This is a genomic window from Mesobacillus zeae (assembly GCF_003570705.1).
GTDB classification, from domain to species: Bacteria; Bacillota; Bacilli; order Bacillales; family Cytobacillaceae; genus Mesobacillus_C; species Mesobacillus_C zeae.
In genome coordinates this window covers 25,304-45,559 of the sequence record NZ_QWVT01000007.1, presented here as the reverse complement: position 1 = coordinate 45,559, position 20,256 = coordinate 25,304, and the positions used below count along the sequence as shown (strand labels likewise).

The window sequence follows — 20,256 nt, the reverse complement described above, 5'->3', positions numbered from 1 at the left end:
TAGGGCATGAACCCGGTACTGTACTGGGCTCATGCCCTTTAATTATTCCATTTTTCTTCAGCCTGGAGGCCGGATCATTTTTTGCTGCCAGCTTGATCTTTAGCTTCGGCCTTTACCTTATTCACTGCGCCTTTCATTTTATCGGATAAGTCGCCCATATCAAATTCCTCCTTCATTTTGTCTACTATAGCTGTACCCGCAGTGAGGAGCTCTAAACGTACAAAGGCATGGGGAGCATATTTTAGGGGAAGGAGCCATATAGTATTTCGGATGCAAAAAAAATGGGGATAGGTGGTTGAGAAATGGGAGGAAAGAAAAAACTGCTGTTGTTATTACTTCTTTTAGGTTTTGCTTGGGGATCAATGGCTGACTTGGCCGGTGCAGTCACATATGGAGAGCTCGATAATGGCCGGCATCCGAATGTCGGAGCATTGATTGTGAAATCTGAAAAGGGAGGGAAGCGGCAGATTTGTTCCGGTACGCTTTTACAGTCTAATGTCTTCTTGACTGCTTCGCACTGTACATCTGATTTGCCGGAGGATAATGAAGTGTGGGTGAGCTTTGATGAAGATGTTGATCCTGTTAATGCAGAAACAAAGCTTTACTCCGGGCATGCCGTTACAAATCCAGAGTATTCGCACAGGCAGTCAGATACCGGTGATATTGCGGTAGTTTTGCTGGATGAGTCGGTGAAAAATATTAAACCGGCCGAACTTCCAACAGAGAATTTGTTTAATGAAATGGCCGAGAAAGGAAAAATGAAAGATGCAACTTTCACGGCAGCCGGCTATGGTGTTCAGGAGCCAGTCAACCAACCGGGCGGACCGATTTTTCCGTATGATGGATTAAAAAGAATGTCCGTTTCTGAGTTCAATGCGTTAAACGCCACATGGCTCCGGCTGTCGCAAAACAATGCAGCGGGAAACTCTGGCACATGCTTCGGCGATTCTGGAGGCCCTAATTTCCTTGGTGCAGGCAGCGGTGCAACCAACATTATAGCAGGTGTGACAGTCACAGGTGATTCGATGTGTAAGGCTACAAACGCAACATACCGCCTTGATACCCCGTCAGCGAGGACATTCCTGGGCAAGTATGTCATACTTCCGTAATGCATATGAAAAAGCCGTTTTCAACAGTTGAAGGCGGCTTTTTTGTATTCTATTGTCTTCTGAATTCTGAAGTCACTTGGTTTTTCGTAAATATTTTGACCTTCGCGCGAGTAAATACGATTACTGCAAACGGACTTATCACCCAATCCAGCAAAGATATCGATCAACTTGACGCAGAAATCAAACAACTCAGCGACCATATCGATCATCCTGGTACATAAATCAACCAACACAACGAATATATCAACCACCCGTCCAATTACTGCAATCAAAACTCATAAAAAGGAAGCCTGCAATAGGCTTCCATCAAGCAGATATGGTTAAAATCCGAACAGCATTCCGATGATTTTCTTTTTCTTGAATTTGTTCATCAGCTTGGATGGTCCTTCTAGTGAGAGGTCGGGCACTGTTTCCTCTTTACTTTCATTTTGTTGTTCAAGTGTTTCAATCAATGTCATCAGCTGCCGTACCTGGCCGTTCAGTTCCTCGATTTCCCTGCGATGCTGTAAGAGCTGGTAGGTAACAACATCATCAGCTTTTCCATCGATCCTTCTCTCAAGGTCTGAGACTTTTTCGATGAGCTTTTCAACTGCAGCATTGGAGTCGGGCTGTTTTACTTGTTTTACGGTTCCGGTACGGACGGTTTGGCGGGCGGCAGCAATTTCCTGGAGAAGGACACCATTGTTCACTTGTTCCTGGATATGTTTCAGCACCTCAATGCTGTCCTCCGAAAACACATAGTGTCCAAGTTCATTCCGGCTCATTTTGAGATTGGCTTGTTTTACCCAGCGCTGGATCGTGCTTTGAGAAACCCCCAGCAGCTTGGCGACTGCATTTGTATTCATCTCCATCCCTCCTGTTGTAAAAAGAAATTCGCTGTCCGGAAGGCGAATCCTTTGCTGTTGACAAAACAAGTTCTTTTTCGGCAAAGAAAGTGCAGGGACAACGATTTTCTCAAAGGGTTGTCGAATGTGGAGCAGGCTGTGTTTAAGTAAGGACACAATAAGGGAATCTAAGGAGTAGAACCCTTAGACACGCAAGAAAGAGGGAAATCTTATATAATAGAATTTAAAAAAGGCGGTTGATGGTATGAGCATCCAAAAACAAATTATAGAAACACTTCATGTCAAGCCGAGTATTGATCCTAAACAGGAGATAAGGGACAGAGTAGAGTTCCTGAAGGCATACTTGCACAAATCGGGAGCAAAAGGATTCGTCCTGGGCATCAGCGGCGGCCAAGATTCTACGCTGGCCGGCCGGCTTGGGCAAATTGCGGCTGAGGAAATCAGGAAGGAAGGGGGAAATGCCGAGTTTGTGGCGCTCAGACTTCCGTACGGTACACAGCATGACGAGGATGATGCACAGCTGGCACTTGACTTTATAAAAGCTGACAGAGAATATTCCTACAATATAAAGAAATCCGTCGATGCTGCGAAAGAAGAATTTGATCAAATTAGCGGCAGCAAACTCAGCGATTTCCAAAAAGGAAATATTAAAGCAAGGGCAAGAATGATCGCACAGTATGCATTCGCTGGAGAAGAAGGGCTACTGGTCATTGGGACAGACCATGCCGCGGAGGCTGTAACAGGCTTCTATACAAAATTTGGCGATGGCGGCGCGGATCTTCTCCCTCTTTCAGGGCTCAACAAGCAGCAGGGAAGAGAACTGCTGAAAGAGCTTGGCGCCGAAGAACGCCTGTATTTAAAGGTCCCTACAGCCGACCTCCTCGATCGTAAGCCATTGCAGTCGGATGAAACAGAGCTTGGCATTTCGTACGAAGAACTGGATGATTATCTTGAAGGCAAAGAAGTCAGCCTTCAGGCAGCTGAAAAAATCGAAAAACATTACCGAATTTCTGAACACAAACGGCATATGCCTGCATCCATTCACGACAGCTGGTGGAAATAGCGAAAGCGAAGAGCCCAGTTTTCATAAACTGGGCTCTTTTATAGCTTTCTTTTATTTTTCCCTTGTTCAACTACGAGTTCTATTTGCTGGGTATTTCCACTCTGGAAATCAGGTTTGACTTCAGCAATCTTCATCGTTTTTTTGAATATAACGACCTTTAATGGCTGGAATCCGAATCGAAAAGCCAACAGTAGGCTGGAAAGCAATCCCAATCCATAGCTTTTTCTTGTCAAAAATCAATAGCAGCTAATCCCCTTTTATCCCATTTTATTAGGAGTAAAACCTTTTCCTCTAGCACCATTCCAATCCTCGCGCAACACACCCATTTTCACTGTATCATAATAACGGCCGTGTTGGAGATGGCTATTACGGATTCTTCCTTCTTCCTTCATTCCGAGCTTTTTGCCGACTGCAACCATCCTTTGGTTTCCCGACCAGGTGGTAAACCCGATTCTTGGGACGGAGAAAAGCCCGAACAAACGAGTGATCCATGTTTTCAAGGCATCTGTTCCATATCCTTTATCCCAATATTCCGGCTTGTAGATGGAAATTTCAATTTCAAGGCTGTTTGATGACTCATGCTCCCATTCATAGGAAACCACTCCAATGATTTTGTCCTCAACCTTGATTGTGAACTGGTTATCACAGCCTTGCTTCATTAGATTGGCTGTTTGGTCGTGGTATTTTTCATAATTTATTTCATGACATGAAATATTGGGTGAATCCCATTTCTTCCATTCTGGATGCGGATTATGATAGACAAGCTCCCATAAAAGAGGCAAATCGTCCTCCAAGAGCTGACAAAGCACAACATTTTCTCCTTGCAGGCTCTTTTCTGTTTCCACTGCAGCCACCTCCAGCCAGAATTCAAAGTTTTCTTCGAGAATTATAGTCCGATTCATAGGGATGTGTGAACAAACCCTTTCCATTCTATTTTACCATGAAAAGAATGTTCTTGAGTAAACGTTTTCCAGTTAAAACCTTTTGGGAAAAGAAGGGGATAGTCTCTCTTGCAACAAAAAAATGCCTGTTTCCAGACATTTTTTTAGGGTGATATATGAATGACGATTATTGTTTCTGAAATTTGTTTAGCAAAATATCAAGCTCTACACTAAGGTTAATGGTTTTAATATGTTGAAATCCATAGAGAATCCCTGCTGAGACCATTTCACTTCGTAAGGCTTCAATCTGATTTTTCAGTGCCAAATTGCATGTATACATGATTAACCCCCTTATTAAACGAATTAATCTTTTAAAATATTTTATCATAAATTACCAGGTTAATGGCTTACTAGTTTCGAAATTTTCCCAAAGGTTTATAGGTAAAAAGGTCCTTGTGTAATTGGTTAGCCACTTTTTTATCCAACAGGCTGTTTGTCCAAACATGATGAGAGTATTTTTCATATATTATCAGCAAATACAAAAGGAGATGAATATTGTATGAGTTCAGGTTGCAGAAAATTAGCGAAAATTATTGGAGGATCTGTTTTAGTATCAAATGAGAATCTATGTGTTGTGCAGCGGCTTAGGGATATTGATGCGAAAATATTAGGGAGGAAGACGGCATCTCCACTTGCACTTCCATTCGCCTTGTCATTTGAGGATGACAGAAATTATGAGACACTTAATCTTGGGGAACAGTAATATTGCAGGAAGAAATTAATCCTTTCCTTTCCGCACTGCGTGAAAGAGAGATTATCGTAACGGCCCTTCATAACCATTGGCTTTTTGACAAGCCGCGGTAGATGTATATGCATTAGGAAAATACAGGATGTCCATTCGCTTTTGCAAGAGACAGCATCGCGGCTGCAAGAGAAGCAGGACTTTTTTAGCTTAACCGAACAGCTTCCTTCCTCATTTTTAGGTTCAAAATCGTTTTTTGGGGGTAACTATAGAGAGTGAGGCCCAGAAAAGAATGAAGTTAGGGGAAGGATTATGACACAGCTTGATAAGAGGCTTTATGATTATATCGAAGTCAATATGAATGAAATAACGGATGCTTGGTTAGTAACAGTCGTGACAGCTAAAGGAAATGTGCATTCTATTTATACAGATGCTTCAATGGAAAAAATGCTGAGAGATAAAACAAGATGACAATCAAAACTATTTCTAGCCTTTTTCTTGAAAGTACTGATTTGTTTGAGAGACATATGACTGACTGGGCAATGACTGCTGCAAAAAGCAAGGTGGAAACCGGGACACCCATCCATGAAGTAATTGAGGCATTGCGGAAGGTAAGAGAGACGTATTGGAGTTTTGTGGGCAGGTTCATTTCTGAGAACATAGGCGAAGTCAATCATGGCGACATTGTCCGTTGGAGTACTGTTATCAATTCAACATTTGATAAAATGATACATAAATTCACTGAACTTTATTATGAACTAACAAACGCCAGACTGGTTGCCCAGCAGGCGTTGATTACTGAACTAGGCTCGCCTGTCATCCCGATCATCGACAGAGCCGGTGTGATGCCATTGGTAGGGGGATATTGATAGGCAGCGGGCAAAAGAGATACTTGATTTCATTCCGGGAAGATGTTCGGAACTAAAGATTACAACATTGTTTATTGATTTATCGGGCGTCCCAATCATCGACACGATGGTGGCCCATCAAATATTCAGTCTCGTTGGTACACTGAGACTTTTGGGGATTGAGTCTATCCTTTCCGGCATCAGGCCGGAAGTGGCGCAAACTTCCATTCAGCTCGGTCTTGATTTTACGGATATCTCTACTTTCAGTACACTCAAGCAGGCCTTAAAGATAATCAAATATCAGGTAAACATGTTAAAAGCGGCCATCAGGCCGCTTTTGCTTTATATGATCGGTTGCTGCCAACTTTACAAAAGGACACCATTTTACTTTTTCTTTATTTCAATGCTGTCAGAAGAAAAAATTCGCACTGCTATCCGGCCTGAAGCGGCTTTTGCTTTAATTAGAACAGGCTGTTTATACTCATTTTTAAAAATAAAATCGGGGCCTGCCCAACTGACTGCAGCGTCCCGGCCAGGCGGCACGTATGGCACTTCCTTGCTATGCTTATAGCGCCTTAATACTTTCAGTCCGGAAAAATCCACTGCATTGTACAAGGTGGACGATACTTGGCAAATTCCTCCGCCAACCCCCTCTGACAGTTCACCCTTCACAATGACGGGGGCAGGCTTGTATCCCCGTGCCTCTGTCCTTTGGCCAACAATAGAATTAAAAGAAAATGTTTCCCCGGGAAAGACGACCTTGTTATCGATTGCCTTGGCAGCAAGGCTGATATTATGTGACCTTTCCCAATTATGATTGTTATAAGTCGTTACATAGTGTCCAATTTGCTTTGTCTTGATATTGGCTAACAGTTCGCTGTCAACTCTTGCGTACATTGGTTTGACGGGAAGCACCAGAATTTGTTCTTCGCTACTGTAAAAGGATTGCAGGAAGGAAGCTGTGAAAGCGGCTTGGTCCAGTACTGTACCATTCTTTTCCGGAATGATGTTCCCATCGCTGTCAAGTGACGCATCTATCGGTGCTTTGTAGACGATATTTTCCATTTTTTTAGAAAGGTCAGCTATTTTATCGGTGTCGGCGAATGTCAGGTCAGTCACTGGCAGAGAAAATTCTTCTTTACTGACGGTTGCAGCCTCCTTTTTGAGATAACGGACAGTTATTGAGTCTGTCTCGATAAAAGGAGGAGAGGCAGCACTGACTGTATGCATATTCAGGGTTAATAAAAAAAGGCCTAATGTCCATCCAATTTTCAAAAGTATTCACCTCCGTTTTAGTATGGTCACAGCATTATTTTTCATGTGCTTCGGAGGAAAGGTTATGAAAAAATATTTACAAAAAGGGTTTTCTTTTGGAAAAGCATGACATATAATCAAACTGTATTAAGAATAATAGTACACTTAGTACGGAATGGGGTGATTGAATGTTTGAACTTGATTTGAGAAGCCGAAAACCGATTTACGAACAGCTTGTCGACAAGCTGAAGGAATTAATCATAAATGAAGTGCTTAAGCCCGACGAACAGCTGCCATCCGTACGGACCCTTGCGCAGCAGCTGACGATCAACCCAAACACGATCCAAAAAGCATACAGGGAACTTGAAACACAAGGGTTTATCTATTCACAGAAAGGTAAGGGGAGCTTTGTGAATCCAAACAACCAGCAAATAGACCTTAAAAAAATAGAAACGGTCCTGAGGGAACTGGAAAAGCTGATTTTGGAAGCCTTATACCTTGGCATCCGTCCGGAAGAAATGGTGAAGCTGATTCGTGAACTCGATGCTCCAAAAGGGGGAGAAGAAAGCAATGATTAAAATGGAAGGAATCATGAAACATTTTGACCATTATACCGCGTTGTCTGATGTCAGTCTGTCAATCGCCAAAGGGTCAATTTACGGACTGATTGGTTCTAACGGGGCAGGTAAGACGACATTGATCAAGCTTCTTGCCGGCATTTACAGACAGGATAAAGGAAAAGTGACAATAATCGGTCAGCCTGTTTATGAAAACGTAGACGTAAAGCAAAAAATGTTTTACATACCTGATTCGCCAGTATTCTTGTCACAATATACCATCAGCATGATGGCCCGCTATTATAAAAGTCTTTATCCAAATTGGTCAGATGAAAGGTTTGAAACTCTCGTCAAGTCTTTCGCGTTCGATGTGAAAAAGAAGCTTCATACATTTTCAAAAGGCTGGCAGCGCCAGGCAGCATTCATTCTTGCACTTTCCTGCAAACCCGACATCCTTTTTCTCGATGAACCAATGGATGGTCTTGATCCAGTCGTTAGGAAAAAAGTGAAGAATCTGCTGATCACGGATGTCGCAGAAAGAGAAATGTCGATATTAATTTCTTCCCATAACCTTCGGGAAATTGAAGATATCTGTGATACGGTCGGAATTATCCATAAAGGAAAGATTGTCCTACAGAAAGAGTTGGATGATCTTAAATCGGATATTCACAAAATCCAGATTGCCTATAGGGGAGAAGTGCCGAAAGATTTGCTGAAAAACCTGTCGCTCGTACATACAGAAAAGCGCGGCAGTATTCTCTTATGTATTGTAAGAGGGGATGAAGAGGACATTTTTAAACAAGTGAAAAAGACGAATCCGCTCATTTTCGATATCCTGCCACTTACGCTAGAGGAAATTTTTATTTACGAAATGGGGGACATCGGCTATGCCATCGAAAACGTCATCGTTAAATAAGGAAATACTGCTGCAAATCGCTAGAAATACAGGCTGGATTTCAATTATTTATTTCCTCGGCTTGCTGTTTGCCCTTCCGATCCGAATGGTTAACCGCTTTTCTACTGAAGAAAATTATTTTGACGGTGAAAAAATTCAGAATTTATTTTATTTCGATTTTCCCATTCAGCTGATTTTGCTTGTCACATTGCCAGTCATGATGGCTGTTTTCTTGTTCAGGTATCTCCACGTCAAGCATTCAGCCAATATGATACACAGCCTTCCAATGACCAGGACAAAGCTGTTTCATTATCATGCACTGACTGGCCTAGTATTTTTAATAGTTCCTGTCCTACTTACTGCTTTTATCATAATGATGGTTCACATTGCTATGGACCTGGGTACATATTTCCCGTTTAGTGAAATAGCCTCCTGGGCAGGAGTAACAATTTTGCTTAATCTTCTGTTTTACTCGGTGGGAATCTTTATTGCCATGATGACAGGAATATCGGTGTTTCACGCTGTCCTGACTTACATCCTGCTGATTTTTCCTACAGGGTTTACCTTATTGGTTCTTGGGAACCTGAAAAAGCTGCAGTATGGATTTCCAAATGAATATTTTTTTGGACGGAACATCGAAGCACTTTCTCCACTGTTCTTTGCTGTGAGGCTTGATAGTAATAATGTAAAAATGAAAGAAATCATTGTGTTCATAGTATTGTCGTTTGTATTGTACGCATTGTCTCTTTTCTTTTATAAAAAAAGAAAAACCGAATCGGCTTCTGAGGCGATTGCATTTAAAAGCATGAAATCTGTATTTAAATACGGAGTAACGGCATCCACGATGCTAACAGGTGGCTTGTATTTCAACGAATTGCAAAACAGCGCGAACAGCTGGACGGTTTTTGGGTATGCGGCAGGTGCTATTATCGGGTATTTTGTGTCAGAAATGATTCTTCAGAAGACGTGGCGCGTTGCCAGGAGCTACAAAGGATTGATCGTATTCGCAGCTGTGACAGCAATTGTTGCTGTGGCTGTCAATTTCTCTGGAATTTATGAAAAAAATGTTCCTGAAGCAAGTGAAGTGAAGAGTGTATTGCTCTCCGATGACCAAGATTACTATATGGGATACAATGACCAACAGCCCGAATATTTTGTACCATTGCCAATGAAGGAAAAAGAAAACATTGAAATGGTGACAAAACTGCATAAGCAAATTATCAAGGACAAAAAAATCAATCAGCAGGCAGAAAACAGCATGGATGATAACAATACTTTTATTATCAAGTATGAATTGAAAAACGGAAGTAAAATGGTCAGGATGTACTCATTCAATGAGCGCCTGTACGAAGATATGATTAAACCTATTTACACTTCGGCTGAGTATAAACAGACTTCACAGGAGGTATTCCATCTTAACCTTGATATGGTCAAAAGCCTGAGTATTAGTAACAGTTCTCCATACGGGAATTCATTCTCAATTTCGAATCCAAAAGATAAAGAAGAGGCTATAGCGGCGTTGAAAGAAGATATTATGGAGGAGTCGTATGAAGAGTATCACTATTACCGAAACAGTGGATTCTATATGGAGGTTGTTGGGCCATCAACCATATACAACCAAATAGAGATTCGTCCTTCCTTCAAAAAGTTCTCTCAATGGCTCGAAAAGAAAAAATTGAATCACTTTTCTTCTGAGACGTCAAATAATGTGGAGAGTATCTTAATCGGGGACAAAAAATATAAGTTATCAACAGGGGAAGGTAAAATCGAAAAGGATTTAAAGAAGCAGGCAGGAACAGTGAAAGTGGAAGACAAAGCTACAATCGATCTTGCCATAAAAAACGCTTCAGCCAACCCTCAGCGTTATACAGCGGTTGTGAAATATAAAAACGACAGTTATAAAGAAATTATATATTTTGATGAAAAGCATCTGCCAGATGTGATTAAAGAAAAGATGAAATAGACAATGGAGTGGTGAGCATGGTAGAGGTTGATTTTGACGAAATGTACATTGCTCATTCAAAGCGATTGCATTATCTAGCCTTCTCAGTTACAAGGGATGTACACCTTGCGGAAGACGTGGTTCAGGAAACGTTCGTGAAGGCTTTTAAGAAAATGGATACGATAGAGAGTACTGAGAAAGTGGGGGCATGGCTGTCTGCCATTGCTACAAGGACAGCCATCGATTTTCTCCGTGCTGAAAAAAGGAAACACTGGATGCCTGCAGACCAATTGATTATGGAGCAGGTCCTATACTATCCTGAAAGTGGGCTTACTCCTGAAGAGGAAGTAGATATTCGGCTATTTAAGGAAGAGTTGAATCGGTCTGTCTTTACGCTATCCGAAGAGTACAGGGAAGTACTGATTCTCCGGCTGCAATACGGCTTGCAGGAAAAAGAAATTGCCAGCGTGCTTGATTTGAAATCTGCGACAGTTAAATCAAGGCTTCACCGTGCCAGAAAGCAGCTAAAGCAAACGATTGCCGAAAAACATCCTGCCTGATAAAAGCTTGTATGGAGCATTCTCAATTATGATTTGATGTTAGACAAAGCCATTACGAGCAATCCCTACTAGGACACGGGCGAGTTTTCCCACAAAGTTTCATGATGGATTTTATTTTCTTAATCTTCTTCAATTTAACATTATTCGAGTGTAGGGCTTTAAACTCAGGGTTATTCATCACCAGACTCATGGTCGCAAGGAAGAGGTAACGCCGCAGGTGATCTTCCACGTTTGGAAAGAACAATTTGGCCTTTCCACTTCCTAGAGCTTGCTTCAGCGAGATGCAATCCTGCATAAACCCATTTAATCATCAGTTTTATTGGCAAAAAGAAGGATAGATCATTCACCTGATCTATCCTTCTTTTTTTATCAAGTTATTCATTTGATTCTAGGACTACTCCTTTCCCTTTAAGACTTAGGATTGAACGATAACATAAAAATCCGGATACCCATAGTATCCAGTCGGCCTACATACATGTAATGTTAATTAAAAGTGAAAGTTATAGTCTCCCTTTGTGTGCTATTTTTTTGTACTAGCCAAATACATTAGCATGTGGAATTTTTCGTCTATTACATGATAATCAAAAAAAGGTCCTGGATCTGTACAGTAACCGATATTTTCACTTTGCGTAATTTGATATCCGTTGACTGATATATTTTCTTCTATGTATTTTGGATATAAAATATGCTCGTGGGAAAATGGATATAATGCTGAAATATTTTTCAAGGATTTGGCCGAGCTATCATAATAGGAGTACCCGCCGACAATTGTTGAACTGCTATGTAAATAGTTTTTTAGAATATGAATTGGGAACTGCGGATTGAGCAGTGAAAAATCATTTGCTGTAAAACTATCCACAAAAACATCGATGCTAAGCGGTTTCAATGGCAGATTTAAATCAGAATTTAAAATATAAAGGACATTTGGCTTCGGAATCATACGCTCAATTCTTTTTCTAACCTTCTTGAGCATCGCAAGCGAATAGCCACTGAATACATAGGATGCGCTCGTTTCAAGAACATCGATATATTTGGGTAGTGACACAAAAGCGTCAACGTTTGTTTCCACGATTAACTTGTTTTTCAAATCTACATTTTGTAGAACTTTTTGAAACCAAAAATTACTTTTTTCAAATAAGTTAATCATATTGGGATTGATCTCTTTAATCGTTTCTTTATCGTAAAAATAAGATGGATAAGGAGACGTCTCGTACAAGTTCCCGGTAATGATAATACCTTCCTCGATAGCTGCCTCGTATCCACAGGTACAAGTTAAACTCCCAGTTTGAATGTAGACTTTAATCGTCACATCTTTCATTTCAAGTGGAATGTGGCACTTCGGACAATAGAGCAAATTTACAAAGGAAAGTGGGACCCCTGTAAAATTCTCTTCTTTGGATGAAGGCGAGTTGGTTTGAACCGCTTTTTCAATCAATTGGATAGCTTTTGATATGTCTTCTTTTTTCTTGGTCAGCTGGTTCTTTTTATCAATGAGAAAGTTGTTGTAGTAGTCGATATCCTCATGGTCCGAGAAGTTTGTGACACGCTGATACGATAAAATTTGTTGAATTTCTAGCAGTGAAAAATAAAATTTTTTCAGCTCAGTAATAAAAGCCATGTCGTCTAGACACAATTGGTTCATTTGATACTGGGTGTTTTTTTTGTCTGGTATTAATAATCCCAGTTCAATGTAATAACGAACGGTATCGGTGGTAACATGAAAAAGCTTTGCAAATGTACCAATTTTCATAGATGCCCCCCAATAAAGAAAGTGGAGTTCCTCCACTTTTTTACGAAAATGAATTCAAAAAACTCTCAAATGGCTATTGACTTGGAGGAAACTCCAAGTCATATGATGGACTCAATAAGTGTGAATATTGTGAATACAATTTGACTGTATTATAGCATACATGTCACATAAGGAGAATAACAAGCATGGATAAGATGGATCGAATGGATACTCTATCACTGTGGGCGGTGACTGCAAACAGCTATGAAAAAGCAAAGTTTCTTGAAGGAAATGAAGAGGCGGATGTTGTCATTATTGGCGCAGGTTTCACAGGTCTTTCTTCTGCGTATCATTTGCAAAAATTAGGGAAGAGTGTCATTGTCCTTGAGCAAGAAACGATCGGATATGGTGCCAGCGGTCGTAACGGCGGGATGGTATTGCCAGGCTATAAGCCAACGATGAAAGAGCTTGCCAAAAAATATGGTGCTGACGAGGCAAGACAGCTTAACGATCTCTCCTTGTTTAGCGTTGAACTGGTTAAAAAAATCATTGACGAGCATCAAATCAACTGTGACTTTAGAAAGACAGGTCACATTGTGGCGGCTTACAAAGCCAAGCATTTTGAAGAATTGAAACATGAAAGCGAATTCTTAAACAAAAATTTCGGGTACGATTCAAGCGTGCTTGATCGAAGTCAGTTGCATCAAGAGATCGATTCCCCACTTTATTATGGGTGCTTAGTCGACAACTCGAGTTACTCGTTCCAGCCACTGAATTATGCAATTGGTTTGGGAGAAGCAGCTAAATCGATCGGTGCAAAAATCTTTGAGCATTCGAAAGCACTATCTATTGAGTACGGTCAAAACAGAGTGAAAGTTGTAACAGAAAAAGGAGCTGTTACTGCGAAAGACATTATTGTCGCTACAGATGGTTACTCCGGAAAAATCATGAATGAACTGAACAAAGGCGTACTGCCAATTTCGGCACGTATTATTGCTACTGAACAGCTTCCAGAATCACTGGTGAATACCGTCATTCCTAAAAATCGCATGGTTTTTGATACAAGTAATTTCCTTTACTATTTCCGACGGACACCAGATAATCGGATCGTATTCGGCGGTGGCGATATTCGTCCAAACTTAGGCGATGCCGTTTATCAAAGTGTTTACGATGCCATGGTTAAAATAATGCCAAAACTAGCAGGAAGCAAGATTGATTTCAGTTGGGGTGGATTTATCGGGGTTACAATTGATACGTTCCCTGTTATCGGCAAATCCAAAGAAGGCGCATATTTCGCAACGGGTTATACGGGCCACGGCGCTTCTCTCTCGACATTGTTTGGCAAGTTATTGGCACAATGGATCGTTACGGGGAGTGCAGGTGGATATCGATTTGAAAAGGAACGCCTCAAATCATTCCCATTCTATAATCAGAAAACCATGCTGGTAAATCTGGCACATATTGGTTTTAAATTGGTGGATATTATTGCTTAAAGGAGAGTTGTTTATGAAAATAAACATGTTCATTGACGGGAAATGGGTAGAAGCGTTATCCGCTGATAGACGAAACATTATCAATCCTGCAACCGGAGAGGTGATCGCAACGTCTGCTGATGGATCAGCAGACGATGCGAAAATAGCAATCAAGGCGGCTCGTAAAGCGTTTGACAGCGGGATCTGGTCGGATTTATCAGCTGATGAAAGAGCTGACTATCTCTATAAGATTGCAGACCGTCTTGAAGAGAAGGCAGCTGAAATTGCACGTTTGGAAACTGCAAATAACGGTAAGGTTATTCGTGCAACCACCTATGTGGATATTCCGGTATCGATTCAATGCTTCCGCTATTATGCTGACTTGATCAAAGGCATGAAAAAGGAATCTTATACTCGTGCTGATTGTTCAGAAACAATTATTATTCATGAACCGATTGGTGTTTGTGGACTTATCGTACCTTGGAACTTCCCGCTTATGTTAGCTGTTTGGCAAATTGCTCCTGCACTCGCCGCAGGGAATACAATTGTACTTAAGCCTGCTGAGGTCACTCCTGTAAGCGTTTTCAAATTATTTGAAATTATCGAAGAGGTTGGACTTCCGGCCGGAGTGGCAAACTTGCTATTGGGACCTGGATCAACAGTTGGGAATGAGCTTGCCGAGAGCCGTGATGTTGACAAGATTGCCTTTACCGGCGGAACAAAAACAGGCCAAAGCATTATGCGCGCAGCTGCGGGAAATATGAAAAAAATCACACTTGAACTGGGTGGTAAATCTCCACTTATTGTGTTCGACGATGTGGATTTTGAGACTGCAGTCGAGAATGCGTTGTTTGGTATTTTCCACAATGCTGGGCAAGTTTGTTCAGCTGCATCTCGTTTGCTTGTACAAGAGACCATTTACGATAAGTTTGTTGAAAGATTAGCCGAGCGTGCAAGCAAAATTGTAGTTGGCAACGGGGAAAGCGAAAACATTGAAATGGGAGCCCTCACAAACGAGCCTCATATGAATGAAGTTTTACATTACATCAAGAGCGGAATCGAAGAAGGTGCAAAATTAATTTGTGGTGGTAAGCGCTTAACAGAAAATGGTCTTGATCGAGGATTTTTTATTGCGCCAACGATCTTTGCTGATGTAAATGCGAATATGCGTATTGTTAAGGAAGAGATTTTTGGTCCAGTCCTTGTTGTACAGAAATTTAAAGATGAGGAAGATGCCATCCAAAAAGCGAATGATTCCATTTATGGATTAGCTGGTGCTGTATTTACTGAAGATATGGATCGAGCAAAACGTGTCATTAGTAAATTGCGTGCGGGAATTACTTGGATTAATAGTTATCATCTCGCTTATGTTGAAGGTCCTTGGGGAGGATATAAGCAAAGTGGAATCGGCAGAGCCTTAGGTGCTGTTGGGCTGGAGCACTTTATGGAAACGAAGCAAATCAATATCCACCAGCATGCCAATCCTGTAGGTTGGTATGCGAATTAATTGAGCTTAACTTACTACATCTATTATTTATAGGGGGACATGCTCATGAAAATAGCAGACAACCGTCCGTCATCGAAGATAGAGCAAGTAGAAGTAATGAATAAGCCAGCGTATGATTCATTGCTGGGAACTAAAAGTATTCCATTACTATATTTACGATTTGCTTTGGCAGGAATTATGGCTAACGCGATTCTAGGGGTTGCAGCGGTTGTCGATGGCTATTTTGTCAGTGGCTTTCAGGAGGTGGAAGTCGAAGGGATTGGAATTGGATTTACGGTCATGGTTATTACCCGTATGCTTGGAGTTCTTTTGGGTGTGGGAGCCGGAGCGGTCATTTCACTTCGACTTGGAAAAGGGAAAATCGAAGAAGCTAGAGGTATTATGGGACAAACCTTATGGTTTACTCTTTTCTTCTCCATTTTGCTAGCTGTAATTGGAGTGGTCTTTGAAAATCAAATTATGACCTTATTCGGAGCAAGTGATGAAGCGCTTCCATATGCGGTGCAATATAGCCGACTGCTATGGATTTCATTGCCATTAACGATATTGGCTGTTGTATTAAGTGTTTTAACAAATATCGATGAAAAACCTGTATTATCAATGAACAGTTGGTTAGTCGCAGCAGTTGTTGGTGGGATTACAGAATGGATTATGGTAACGAAGTATGACATGGGGATGATGGGTTCCTCATGGGCCAATACGATTTCGCAATCGATCCCTGTTTTCCTTATCTTTTATTTCTGGTTTGGTAAAACAAAACTTAAGCCAAAAATGAAAGATATGATGATTAATCTCAAGACGATCGGTGAAGTGGCTTGGACGGGCTTTGCATCTTTCTCGAGTCTTTTCATGATGTTTATTGCCATTATTTTCTTCAACAACATGCTGCAAAGCTACGGTGGTGGGCTTCACGTTGCCGCTTTCACGATTCAAAACGGTTACATTACAAATATGCTCGCCTTAGCAGCGCTCGGTGGGATGACAGGACTTCAACCGATCATTAGTTATAATTACGGTGCGGGCAACCTTGATCGTGTTAAACAAGCAATTAAGATGGGACTCATTTTTACGGTTGCCTTCTTTGTGATTGTGACAGCCATACTAATCATTTTTGCAGATCCAATTGTGTCATTTTTTTCCGTTGGTAATCCTGAATTGCAGAAACTGGGCATTTGGACGACAGTTGTATTCAATTGTTTGTTTACGCTTAATGCAGTCAGCTTGCTTATCTCCGGTTATTTCGAAGCACAAGAGAGAAACTGGTCCGCAACGTTTATTAGTGTTAGCAAAATGCTGTTGTTCATGTTCCCGTTTTTATTTATTTTCCCGAAATTCTGGGGTGTAGAAGGTATATGGTACGCTGGTCCTGCTGCAGAAATTCCAGGCCTTCTCATTGCCATATACTTTATGAAAAAAGAGTTCAAACGTTTAAAAGATTCAAATGTTAAGACAGTACGTTTATAGAACCTATTCCTTCAAAATTACCTACAAGAAAGAGAGAGGATCATCATGTTTTTTGCGAAAAAACTTACAGCAGTAGAAGCACAACAACTAGGTGTTGACACGTGGGAACCATGGGTAGGCGAACCGGATAAAGGAACGTGGCATTTAGAAGAACAGGAAGTTTTCTATGTGACAGACGGTGAAGTGTTTATTACTGTTAATGGAAAAAAGTATCATATAACAAAGGACTGGGTCGTTTCCTTGTCTAAGGACCTTGTCTGTGAATGGGATTGTCCAGTATTTTTGAAAAAGAATTATAAAATGAACCATGAGATCAATCTGAAATAATGTGAAATGGGGAGGGGGCAAATGCTAAGGAGATGACTGCTCCTGTTGTCAATATTTATACTAGATGTTGACGAAATGTAGTGAAATTTATGCAAATTAGTTTACATACCGTCTAATAAATGCGCTTTCTTTTGCAGATACAATAAATACATAGGACGGTTATCTAAAAATAGGAGGTTTCACCATGGCAGTAACGAAAAATGTACTAACATTGAAAAATTATATTGGCGGACAATGGATAGAATCCACAAGTAAACAGGTTGAAGTTGTACCAAATCCAGCAACAGGAGAGATCATTGCTCGTGTGCCGCTTTCGACTAAAGAAGATTTAGATAGGGCTGTTACAACTGCTAATGAAGCATTCAAAACATGGAGAAAGGTCGCTGTACCTCGACGTGCTCGTATTCTATTTCGCTATCAACAATTATTAGTTGAAAACTGGGATGAGTTAGCTAAACTCGTTACGCTAGAAAACGGAAAAAGTTATGAAGAAGCTTACGGTGAAGTGTTACGCGGGATTGAATGCGTTGAATTTGCCGCAGGTGCACCAACTTTAATGATGGGTCAGCAACTTCCGGATATTGCTACTGGTGTTGATTCGGGGATGTATCGTTACCCGATCGGAGTAATCGGAGGAATAACGCCATTTAACTTTCCGATGATGGTTCCATGCTGGATGTTTCCACTCGCGATTGCATGCGGAAACACGTTTGTATTAAAACCATCTGAAAGAACACCGTTGCTGGTTAATCGCTTAGCTGAACTGTTTAAAGAAGCAGGTCTTCCAGATGGAGTACTAAATGTTGTGCATGGTGCACATGACGTTGTTAATGGCATTCTTGACAATGAGGATGTGAAGGCTGTATCTTTCGTTGGTTCTCAACCTGTGGCTGAGTATATATATAAAACAGCAGCAGCTAACGGCAAACGTGTACAAGCTCTTGCAGGGGCAAAAAATCATTCGATCGTATTAAAAGATGCGGACCTTAGTTCTGCAGCGAAAGAAATTACAAATGCTGCCTTCGGTTCAGCCGGTGAACGATGTATGGCGGCGGCTGTTGTTGTCGTGGAAGAAGACGTTGCAGATGAGCTCGTTAATAGACTGCGTCAAGCGGCTAATGTTATTACTATTGGCAATGGCCTGGAAGAAGGTGTTTTCCTTGGTCCCGTTATTCGTGAAGGACATAAAGAGCGGACACTCGGCTACATTCAATCCGGTGTAGAGCAGGGAGCGACACTTATTCGTGACGGACGTGAAGACGATGCAGCAAACGGCCAAGGTTATTTTGTTGGCCCAACGATTTTTGACAATGTGACACAGGAAATGAAAATCTGGCAGGATGAAATCTTCGCACCGGTTCTTTCTGTTGTACGCGTAAAAGACTTGACGGAAGCGATTAATGTTGCTAATGCATCGCCATTCGCAAATGGTGCATGCCTGTACACCAATAGTGCTAAAGCCATTCGTGAATTCCGTGAAGAAATTGATGCAGGTATGCTTGGGGTCAATCTTGGAGTTCCTGCACCAATGGCATTCTTCCCATTCTCAGGTTATAAGAAATCCTTCTATGGCGATCTCCATGCAAATGGAAAAGATGGCGTAGAATTCTATACTCGCAAGAAAATGCTTACCGCTCGTTATTAAAAGAGTGATGTAAAATCATAAAAGGATAGAATGGAGTTGGTGATTGTGCAAGCGACAGAACAAACACAAAATTTGCAAAAAGCAGATGAAAAGTACCTTTGGCATGCAATGAGAGGAGCAGCTCCTAGTCCAACGAATTTAATTATCACAAAAGCAGAAGGGGCATGGGTGACGGATATTGATGGAAATCGTTATTTAGACGGTATGTCCGGTCTTTGGTGTGTGAATGTTGGGTATGGCCGCAAAGAGCTTGCGAGAGCAGCTTTTGAACAGCTTGAAGAAATGCCGTACTTTCCTCTGACACAAAGCCATGTTCCTGCTATTAAGTTAGCAGAAAAATTGAATGAATGGCTTGGTGATGATTATGTCATTTTCTTTTCTAACAGCGGGTCGGAAGCGAATGAAACGGCGTTTAAAATTGCTCGTCAATATCATCAGCAAAAAGGGGGCCATGGACGCTATAAGTTTATTTCACGCTATCGCGCTTACCATGGTAATTCAATGGGGGCTCTTGCAGCAACAGGTCAAGCACAACGAAAGTACAAATATGAACCATTGGGGCAAGGATTTCTGCATGTAGCACCGCCTGATACGTATCGCAATCCAGATGATGTTAATACACTGGCAAGTGCTGATGAAATCGATCGTGTCATGACATGGGAGTTAAGCCAAACAGTAGCCGGCCTAATTATGGAGCCGATTATTACCGGGGGCGGAATTTTAATGCCTCCTGATGGATATATGGCAAAAGTAAAAGAAATTTGCGAGAAGCACGGTGCGTTGCTCATTTGTGATGAAGTTATATGTGGATTTGGCCGGACAGGGAAGCCGTTTGGATTTATGAACTATGGCGTCAAACCAGATATCATTACAATGGCAAAAGGTATTACAAGTGCGTATCTTCCTTTGTCAGCAACAGCAGTCAGACGAGAGGTTTATGAGGCATACATGGGCAGTGAAGATTATGATCGCTTCCGCCATGTGAATACGTTCGGAGGAAATCCTGCTGCTTGCGCCCTGGCTTTGAAGAATTTGGAAATTATGGAGAATGAGAAACTCATTGAACGTTCCAAAGAATTGGGTGAACGACTGTTATATGAACTAGAGGATGTAAAAGAGCATCCAAACGTAGGAGATGTTCGCGGAAAAGGCCTTCTTTTAGGTATTGAACTAGTGGAAGATAAGCAAACAAAAGAACCGGCTGCCATTGAAAAGGTGAACAAAGTCATCAATGCTTGTAAAGAAAAAGGTTTAATTATTGGTAAAAATGGTGACACTGTTGCAGGTTACAATAATATTTTGCAGCTTGCTCCTCCATTATGCATCACAGAAGAAGACTTTACTTTTATTGTTAAAACAATAAAAGAATGTTTATCTCAACTTTAACTAATTATTGATAAATCTTGTTAAAAAGCG

Annotated in this window: 21 protein-coding genes and 2 pseudogenes; 17 read left to right on the top strand and 6 right to left on the bottom strand. The window is 41.2% G+C overall.

All coding sequences use genetic code 11. The annotated features are described in order from the left end of the window. Positions 1-302 precede the first annotated feature (302 nt). Positions 303-1,109 carry a trypsin-like serine protease gene (locus D1970_RS02050; protein ID WP_209796917.1) on the top strand — a complete coding sequence of 269 codons (807 nt, stop codon included), beginning with the start codon at positions 303-305 and terminating at the stop codon, positions 1,107-1,109. Between the two features lie 320 nt (positions 1,110-1,429). Here D1970_RS02050 and D1970_RS02040 read toward each other — a convergent pair whose 3' ends face one another. Next, a complete protein-coding gene (locus D1970_RS02040; protein WP_119111219.1) occupies positions 1,430-1,954 on the bottom strand; it encodes a MerR family transcriptional regulator in 525 nt (174 codons plus the stop codon). 244 nt (positions 1,955-2,198) lie between these two features. Between D1970_RS02040 and nadE the strand changes: the two genes are divergently transcribed. Continuing rightward, positions 2,199-3,017: an NAD(+) synthase gene (nadE, locus tag D1970_RS02035; protein ID WP_119111218.1), complete on the top strand. Its 819-nt coding sequence runs from the start codon at positions 2,199-2,201 to the stop codon at positions 3,015-3,017. A gap of 257 nt (positions 3,018-3,274) precedes the next feature. Here the strand turns inward: nadE and D1970_RS02025 are convergent, their stop codons facing one another. Both D1970_RS02025 and D1970_RS02020 read right to left on the bottom strand, forming a co-directional pair. Next, on the bottom strand, positions 3,275-3,862 hold the full coding sequence (locus D1970_RS02025) for a GNAT family N-acetyltransferase (protein ID WP_181213406.1): 588 nt from the start codon (positions 3,860-3,862) through the stop codon (positions 3,275-3,277). 223 nt (positions 3,863-4,085) lie between these two features. After that, positions 4,086-4,238, bottom strand: a complete 153-nt coding sequence (locus tag D1970_RS02020; protein WP_119111215.1) for an aspartyl-phosphate phosphatase Spo0E family protein — start codon at positions 4,236-4,238, stop codon at positions 4,086-4,088. 219 nt (positions 4,239-4,457) lie between these two features. Here D1970_RS02020 and D1970_RS22710 point away from each other — a divergent pair, with 219 nt between their 5' ends. The 5 genes and pseudogenes from D1970_RS22710 to D1970_RS22695 form a co-directional block, all read left to right on the top strand. Continuing rightward, entirely contained in the window at positions 4,458-4,661 is a 204-nt protein-coding gene (locus tag D1970_RS22710) for a hypothetical protein (RefSeq protein WP_246370245.1), read from the top strand. A 2-nt stretch (positions 4,662-4,663) separates the two neighbouring features. Further along, positions 4,664-4,762 carry a DUF1259 domain-containing protein gene (locus tag D1970_RS23325; RefSeq protein ID WP_246370246.1) on the top strand — a complete coding sequence of 33 codons (99 nt, stop codon included), beginning with the start codon at positions 4,664-4,666 and terminating at the stop codon, positions 4,760-4,762. 190 nt (positions 4,763-4,952) lie between these two features. Continuing rightward, positions 4,953-5,111, top strand: coding sequence for a hypothetical protein (locus tag D1970_RS22705; protein WP_246370247.1), 159 nt, complete (start codon positions 4,953-4,955; stop codon positions 5,109-5,111). Further along, on the top strand, positions 5,108-5,509 hold the full coding sequence (locus D1970_RS22700; RefSeq protein ID WP_246370248.1) for a hypothetical protein: 402 nt from the start codon (positions 5,108-5,110) through the stop codon (positions 5,507-5,509). Before D1970_RS22705 ends, D1970_RS22700 begins: the two co-directional genes overlap by 4 nt. Next, positions 5,505-5,711: pseudogene (locus tag D1970_RS22695) on the top strand (STAS domain-containing protein); the annotation flags it as partial. The gene D1970_RS22700 and the pseudogene D1970_RS22695, both read left to right, overlap by 5 nt. Positions 5,712-5,872: 161 nt before the next feature. Here the strand turns inward: D1970_RS22695 and D1970_RS02005 are convergent. After that, positions 5,873-6,763, bottom strand: coding sequence for a VanW family protein (locus D1970_RS02005; protein WP_246370249.1), 891 nt, complete (start codon positions 6,761-6,763; stop codon positions 5,873-5,875). A gap of 167 nt (positions 6,764-6,930) precedes the next feature. On the opposite strand from D1970_RS02005, the gene D1970_RS02000 reads away from it, so the two are divergent. The 4 genes from D1970_RS02000 to D1970_RS01985 are packed head-to-tail and all read left to right on the top strand — an operon-like array spanning position 6,931 to position 10,696. Then, positions 6,931-7,320, top strand: a complete 390-nt coding sequence (locus D1970_RS02000; protein WP_119111214.1) for a GntR family transcriptional regulator — start codon at positions 6,931-6,933, stop codon at positions 7,318-7,320. Then, positions 7,313-8,215: an ABC transporter ATP-binding protein gene (locus tag D1970_RS01995; protein WP_119111213.1), complete on the top strand. Its 903-nt coding sequence runs from the start codon at positions 7,313-7,315 to the stop codon at positions 8,213-8,215. Before D1970_RS02000 ends, D1970_RS01995 begins: the two co-directional genes overlap by 8 nt. Further along, entirely contained in the window at positions 8,187-10,157 is a 1,971-nt protein-coding gene (locus D1970_RS01990; RefSeq protein WP_119111212.1) for an ABC transporter permease, read from the top strand. Before D1970_RS01995 ends, D1970_RS01990 begins: the two co-directional genes overlap by 29 nt. A 17-nt stretch (positions 10,158-10,174) precedes the next feature. Further along, complete coding sequence (locus D1970_RS01985; protein ID WP_119111211.1) at positions 10,175-10,696, top strand: RNA polymerase sigma factor; 522 nt, start codon at positions 10,175-10,177, stop codon at positions 10,694-10,696. Between the two features lie 39 nt (positions 10,697-10,735). Here D1970_RS01985 and D1970_RS01980 read toward each other — a convergent pair. Together D1970_RS01980 and D1970_RS01975 are read right to left on the bottom strand one after the other, a co-directional pair. Beyond that, a pseudogene (locus D1970_RS01980) lies at positions 10,736-10,992 on the bottom strand (transposase); the annotation flags it as partial. Positions 10,993-11,216: 224 nt separating this feature from the next. Next, positions 11,217-12,446 (bottom strand): MerR family transcriptional regulator, encoded by a 1,230-nt coding sequence (locus tag D1970_RS01975; protein ID WP_119111210.1) that lies wholly within the window; start codon positions 12,444-12,446, stop codon positions 11,217-11,219. Positions 12,447-12,631: 185 nt separating this feature from the next. Between D1970_RS01975 and D1970_RS01970 the strand changes: the two genes are divergently transcribed. From D1970_RS01970 to D1970_RS01945, 6 genes are all read left to right on the top strand, one after another. After that, positions 12,632-13,918 (top strand): NAD(P)/FAD-dependent oxidoreductase, encoded by a 1,287-nt coding sequence (locus D1970_RS01970; protein ID WP_119111209.1) that lies wholly within the window; start codon positions 12,632-12,634, stop codon positions 13,916-13,918. 13 nt (positions 13,919-13,931) lie between these two features. Next, positions 13,932-15,404 carry an aldehyde dehydrogenase family protein gene (locus D1970_RS01965; RefSeq protein WP_119111208.1) on the top strand — a complete coding sequence of 491 codons (1,473 nt, stop codon included), beginning with the start codon at positions 13,932-13,934 and terminating at the stop codon, positions 15,402-15,404. A gap of 45 nt (positions 15,405-15,449) precedes the next feature. Beyond that, a complete protein-coding gene (locus D1970_RS01960) occupies positions 15,450-16,868 on the top strand; it encodes an MATE family efflux transporter (protein ID WP_119111207.1) in 1,419 nt (472 codons plus the stop codon). Positions 16,869-16,913: 45 nt separating this feature from the next. Next, positions 16,914-17,195, top strand: coding sequence for a cupin domain-containing protein (locus D1970_RS01955; protein WP_119111206.1), 282 nt, complete (start codon positions 16,914-16,916; stop codon positions 17,193-17,195). A 184-nt stretch (positions 17,196-17,379) separates the two neighbouring features. Beyond that, on the top strand, positions 17,380-18,840 hold the full coding sequence (locus tag D1970_RS01950; protein ID WP_119111205.1) for a CoA-acylating methylmalonate-semialdehyde dehydrogenase: 1,461 nt from the start codon (positions 17,380-17,382) through the stop codon (positions 18,838-18,840). 45 nt (positions 18,841-18,885) lie between these two features. Continuing rightward, positions 18,886-20,226, top strand: a complete 1,341-nt coding sequence (locus D1970_RS01945) for an aspartate aminotransferase family protein (RefSeq protein WP_119111277.1) — start codon at positions 18,886-18,888, stop codon at positions 20,224-20,226. The last annotated feature ends 30 nt before the right edge of the window (positions 20,227-20,256 follow it).

Excerpts from the sequence above, each read along its gene's own strand:
- nadE (WP_119111218.1), top strand. The coding sequence starts at position 2,199 with ATGAGCATCCAAAAACAAATTATAGAAACACTTCATGTCAAGCCGAGT.
- D1970_RS01960 (WP_119111207.1), top strand. The coding sequence starts at position 15,450 with ATGAAAATAGCAGACAACCGTCCGTCATCGAAGATAGAGCAAGTAGAA.
- D1970_RS02020 (WP_119111215.1), bottom strand. The coding sequence starts at position 4,238 with ATGTATACATGCAATTTGGCACTGAAAAATCAGATTGAAGCCTTACGA.
- D1970_RS01990 (WP_119111212.1), top strand. The coding sequence starts at position 8,187 with ATGCCATCGAAAACGTCATCGTTAAATAAGGAAATACTGCTGCAAATC.
- D1970_RS02040 (WP_119111219.1), bottom strand. The coding sequence starts at position 1,954 with ATGAATACAAATGCAGTCGCCAAGCTGCTGGGGGTTTCTCAAAGCACG.
- D1970_RS01985 (WP_119111211.1), top strand. The coding sequence starts at position 10,175 with ATGGTAGAGGTTGATTTTGACGAAATGTACATTGCTCATTCAAAGCGA.
- D1970_RS01975 (WP_119111210.1), bottom strand. The coding sequence starts at position 12,446 with ATGAAAATTGGTACATTTGCAAAGCTTTTTCATGTTACCACCGATACC.
- D1970_RS22705 (WP_246370247.1), top strand. The coding sequence starts at position 4,953 with ATGACACAGCTTGATAAGAGGCTTTATGATTATATCGAAGTCAATATG.
- D1970_RS01965 (WP_119111208.1), top strand. The coding sequence starts at position 13,932 with ATGAAAATAAACATGTTCATTGACGGGAAATGGGTAGAAGCGTTATCC.
- D1970_RS01995 (WP_119111213.1), top strand. The coding sequence starts at position 7,313 with ATGATTAAAATGGAAGGAATCATGAAACATTTTGACCATTATACCGCG.
- D1970_RS22710 (WP_246370245.1), top strand. The coding sequence starts at position 4,458 with ATGAGTTCAGGTTGCAGAAAATTAGCGAAAATTATTGGAGGATCTGTT.
- D1970_RS01950 (WP_119111205.1), top strand. The coding sequence starts at position 17,380 with ATGGCAGTAACGAAAAATGTACTAACATTGAAAAATTATATTGGCGGA.
- D1970_RS01955 (WP_119111206.1), top strand. The coding sequence starts at position 16,914 with ATGTTTTTTGCGAAAAAACTTACAGCAGTAGAAGCACAACAACTAGGT.
- D1970_RS01970 (WP_119111209.1), top strand. The coding sequence starts at position 12,632 with ATGGATAAGATGGATCGAATGGATACTCTATCACTGTGGGCGGTGACT.
- D1970_RS02000 (WP_119111214.1), top strand. The coding sequence starts at position 6,931 with ATGTTTGAACTTGATTTGAGAAGCCGAAAACCGATTTACGAACAGCTT.
- D1970_RS02050 (WP_209796917.1), top strand. The coding sequence starts at position 303 with ATGGGAGGAAAGAAAAAACTGCTGTTGTTATTACTTCTTTTAGGTTTT.
- D1970_RS22700 (WP_246370248.1), top strand. The coding sequence starts at position 5,108 with ATGACAATCAAAACTATTTCTAGCCTTTTTCTTGAAAGTACTGATTTG.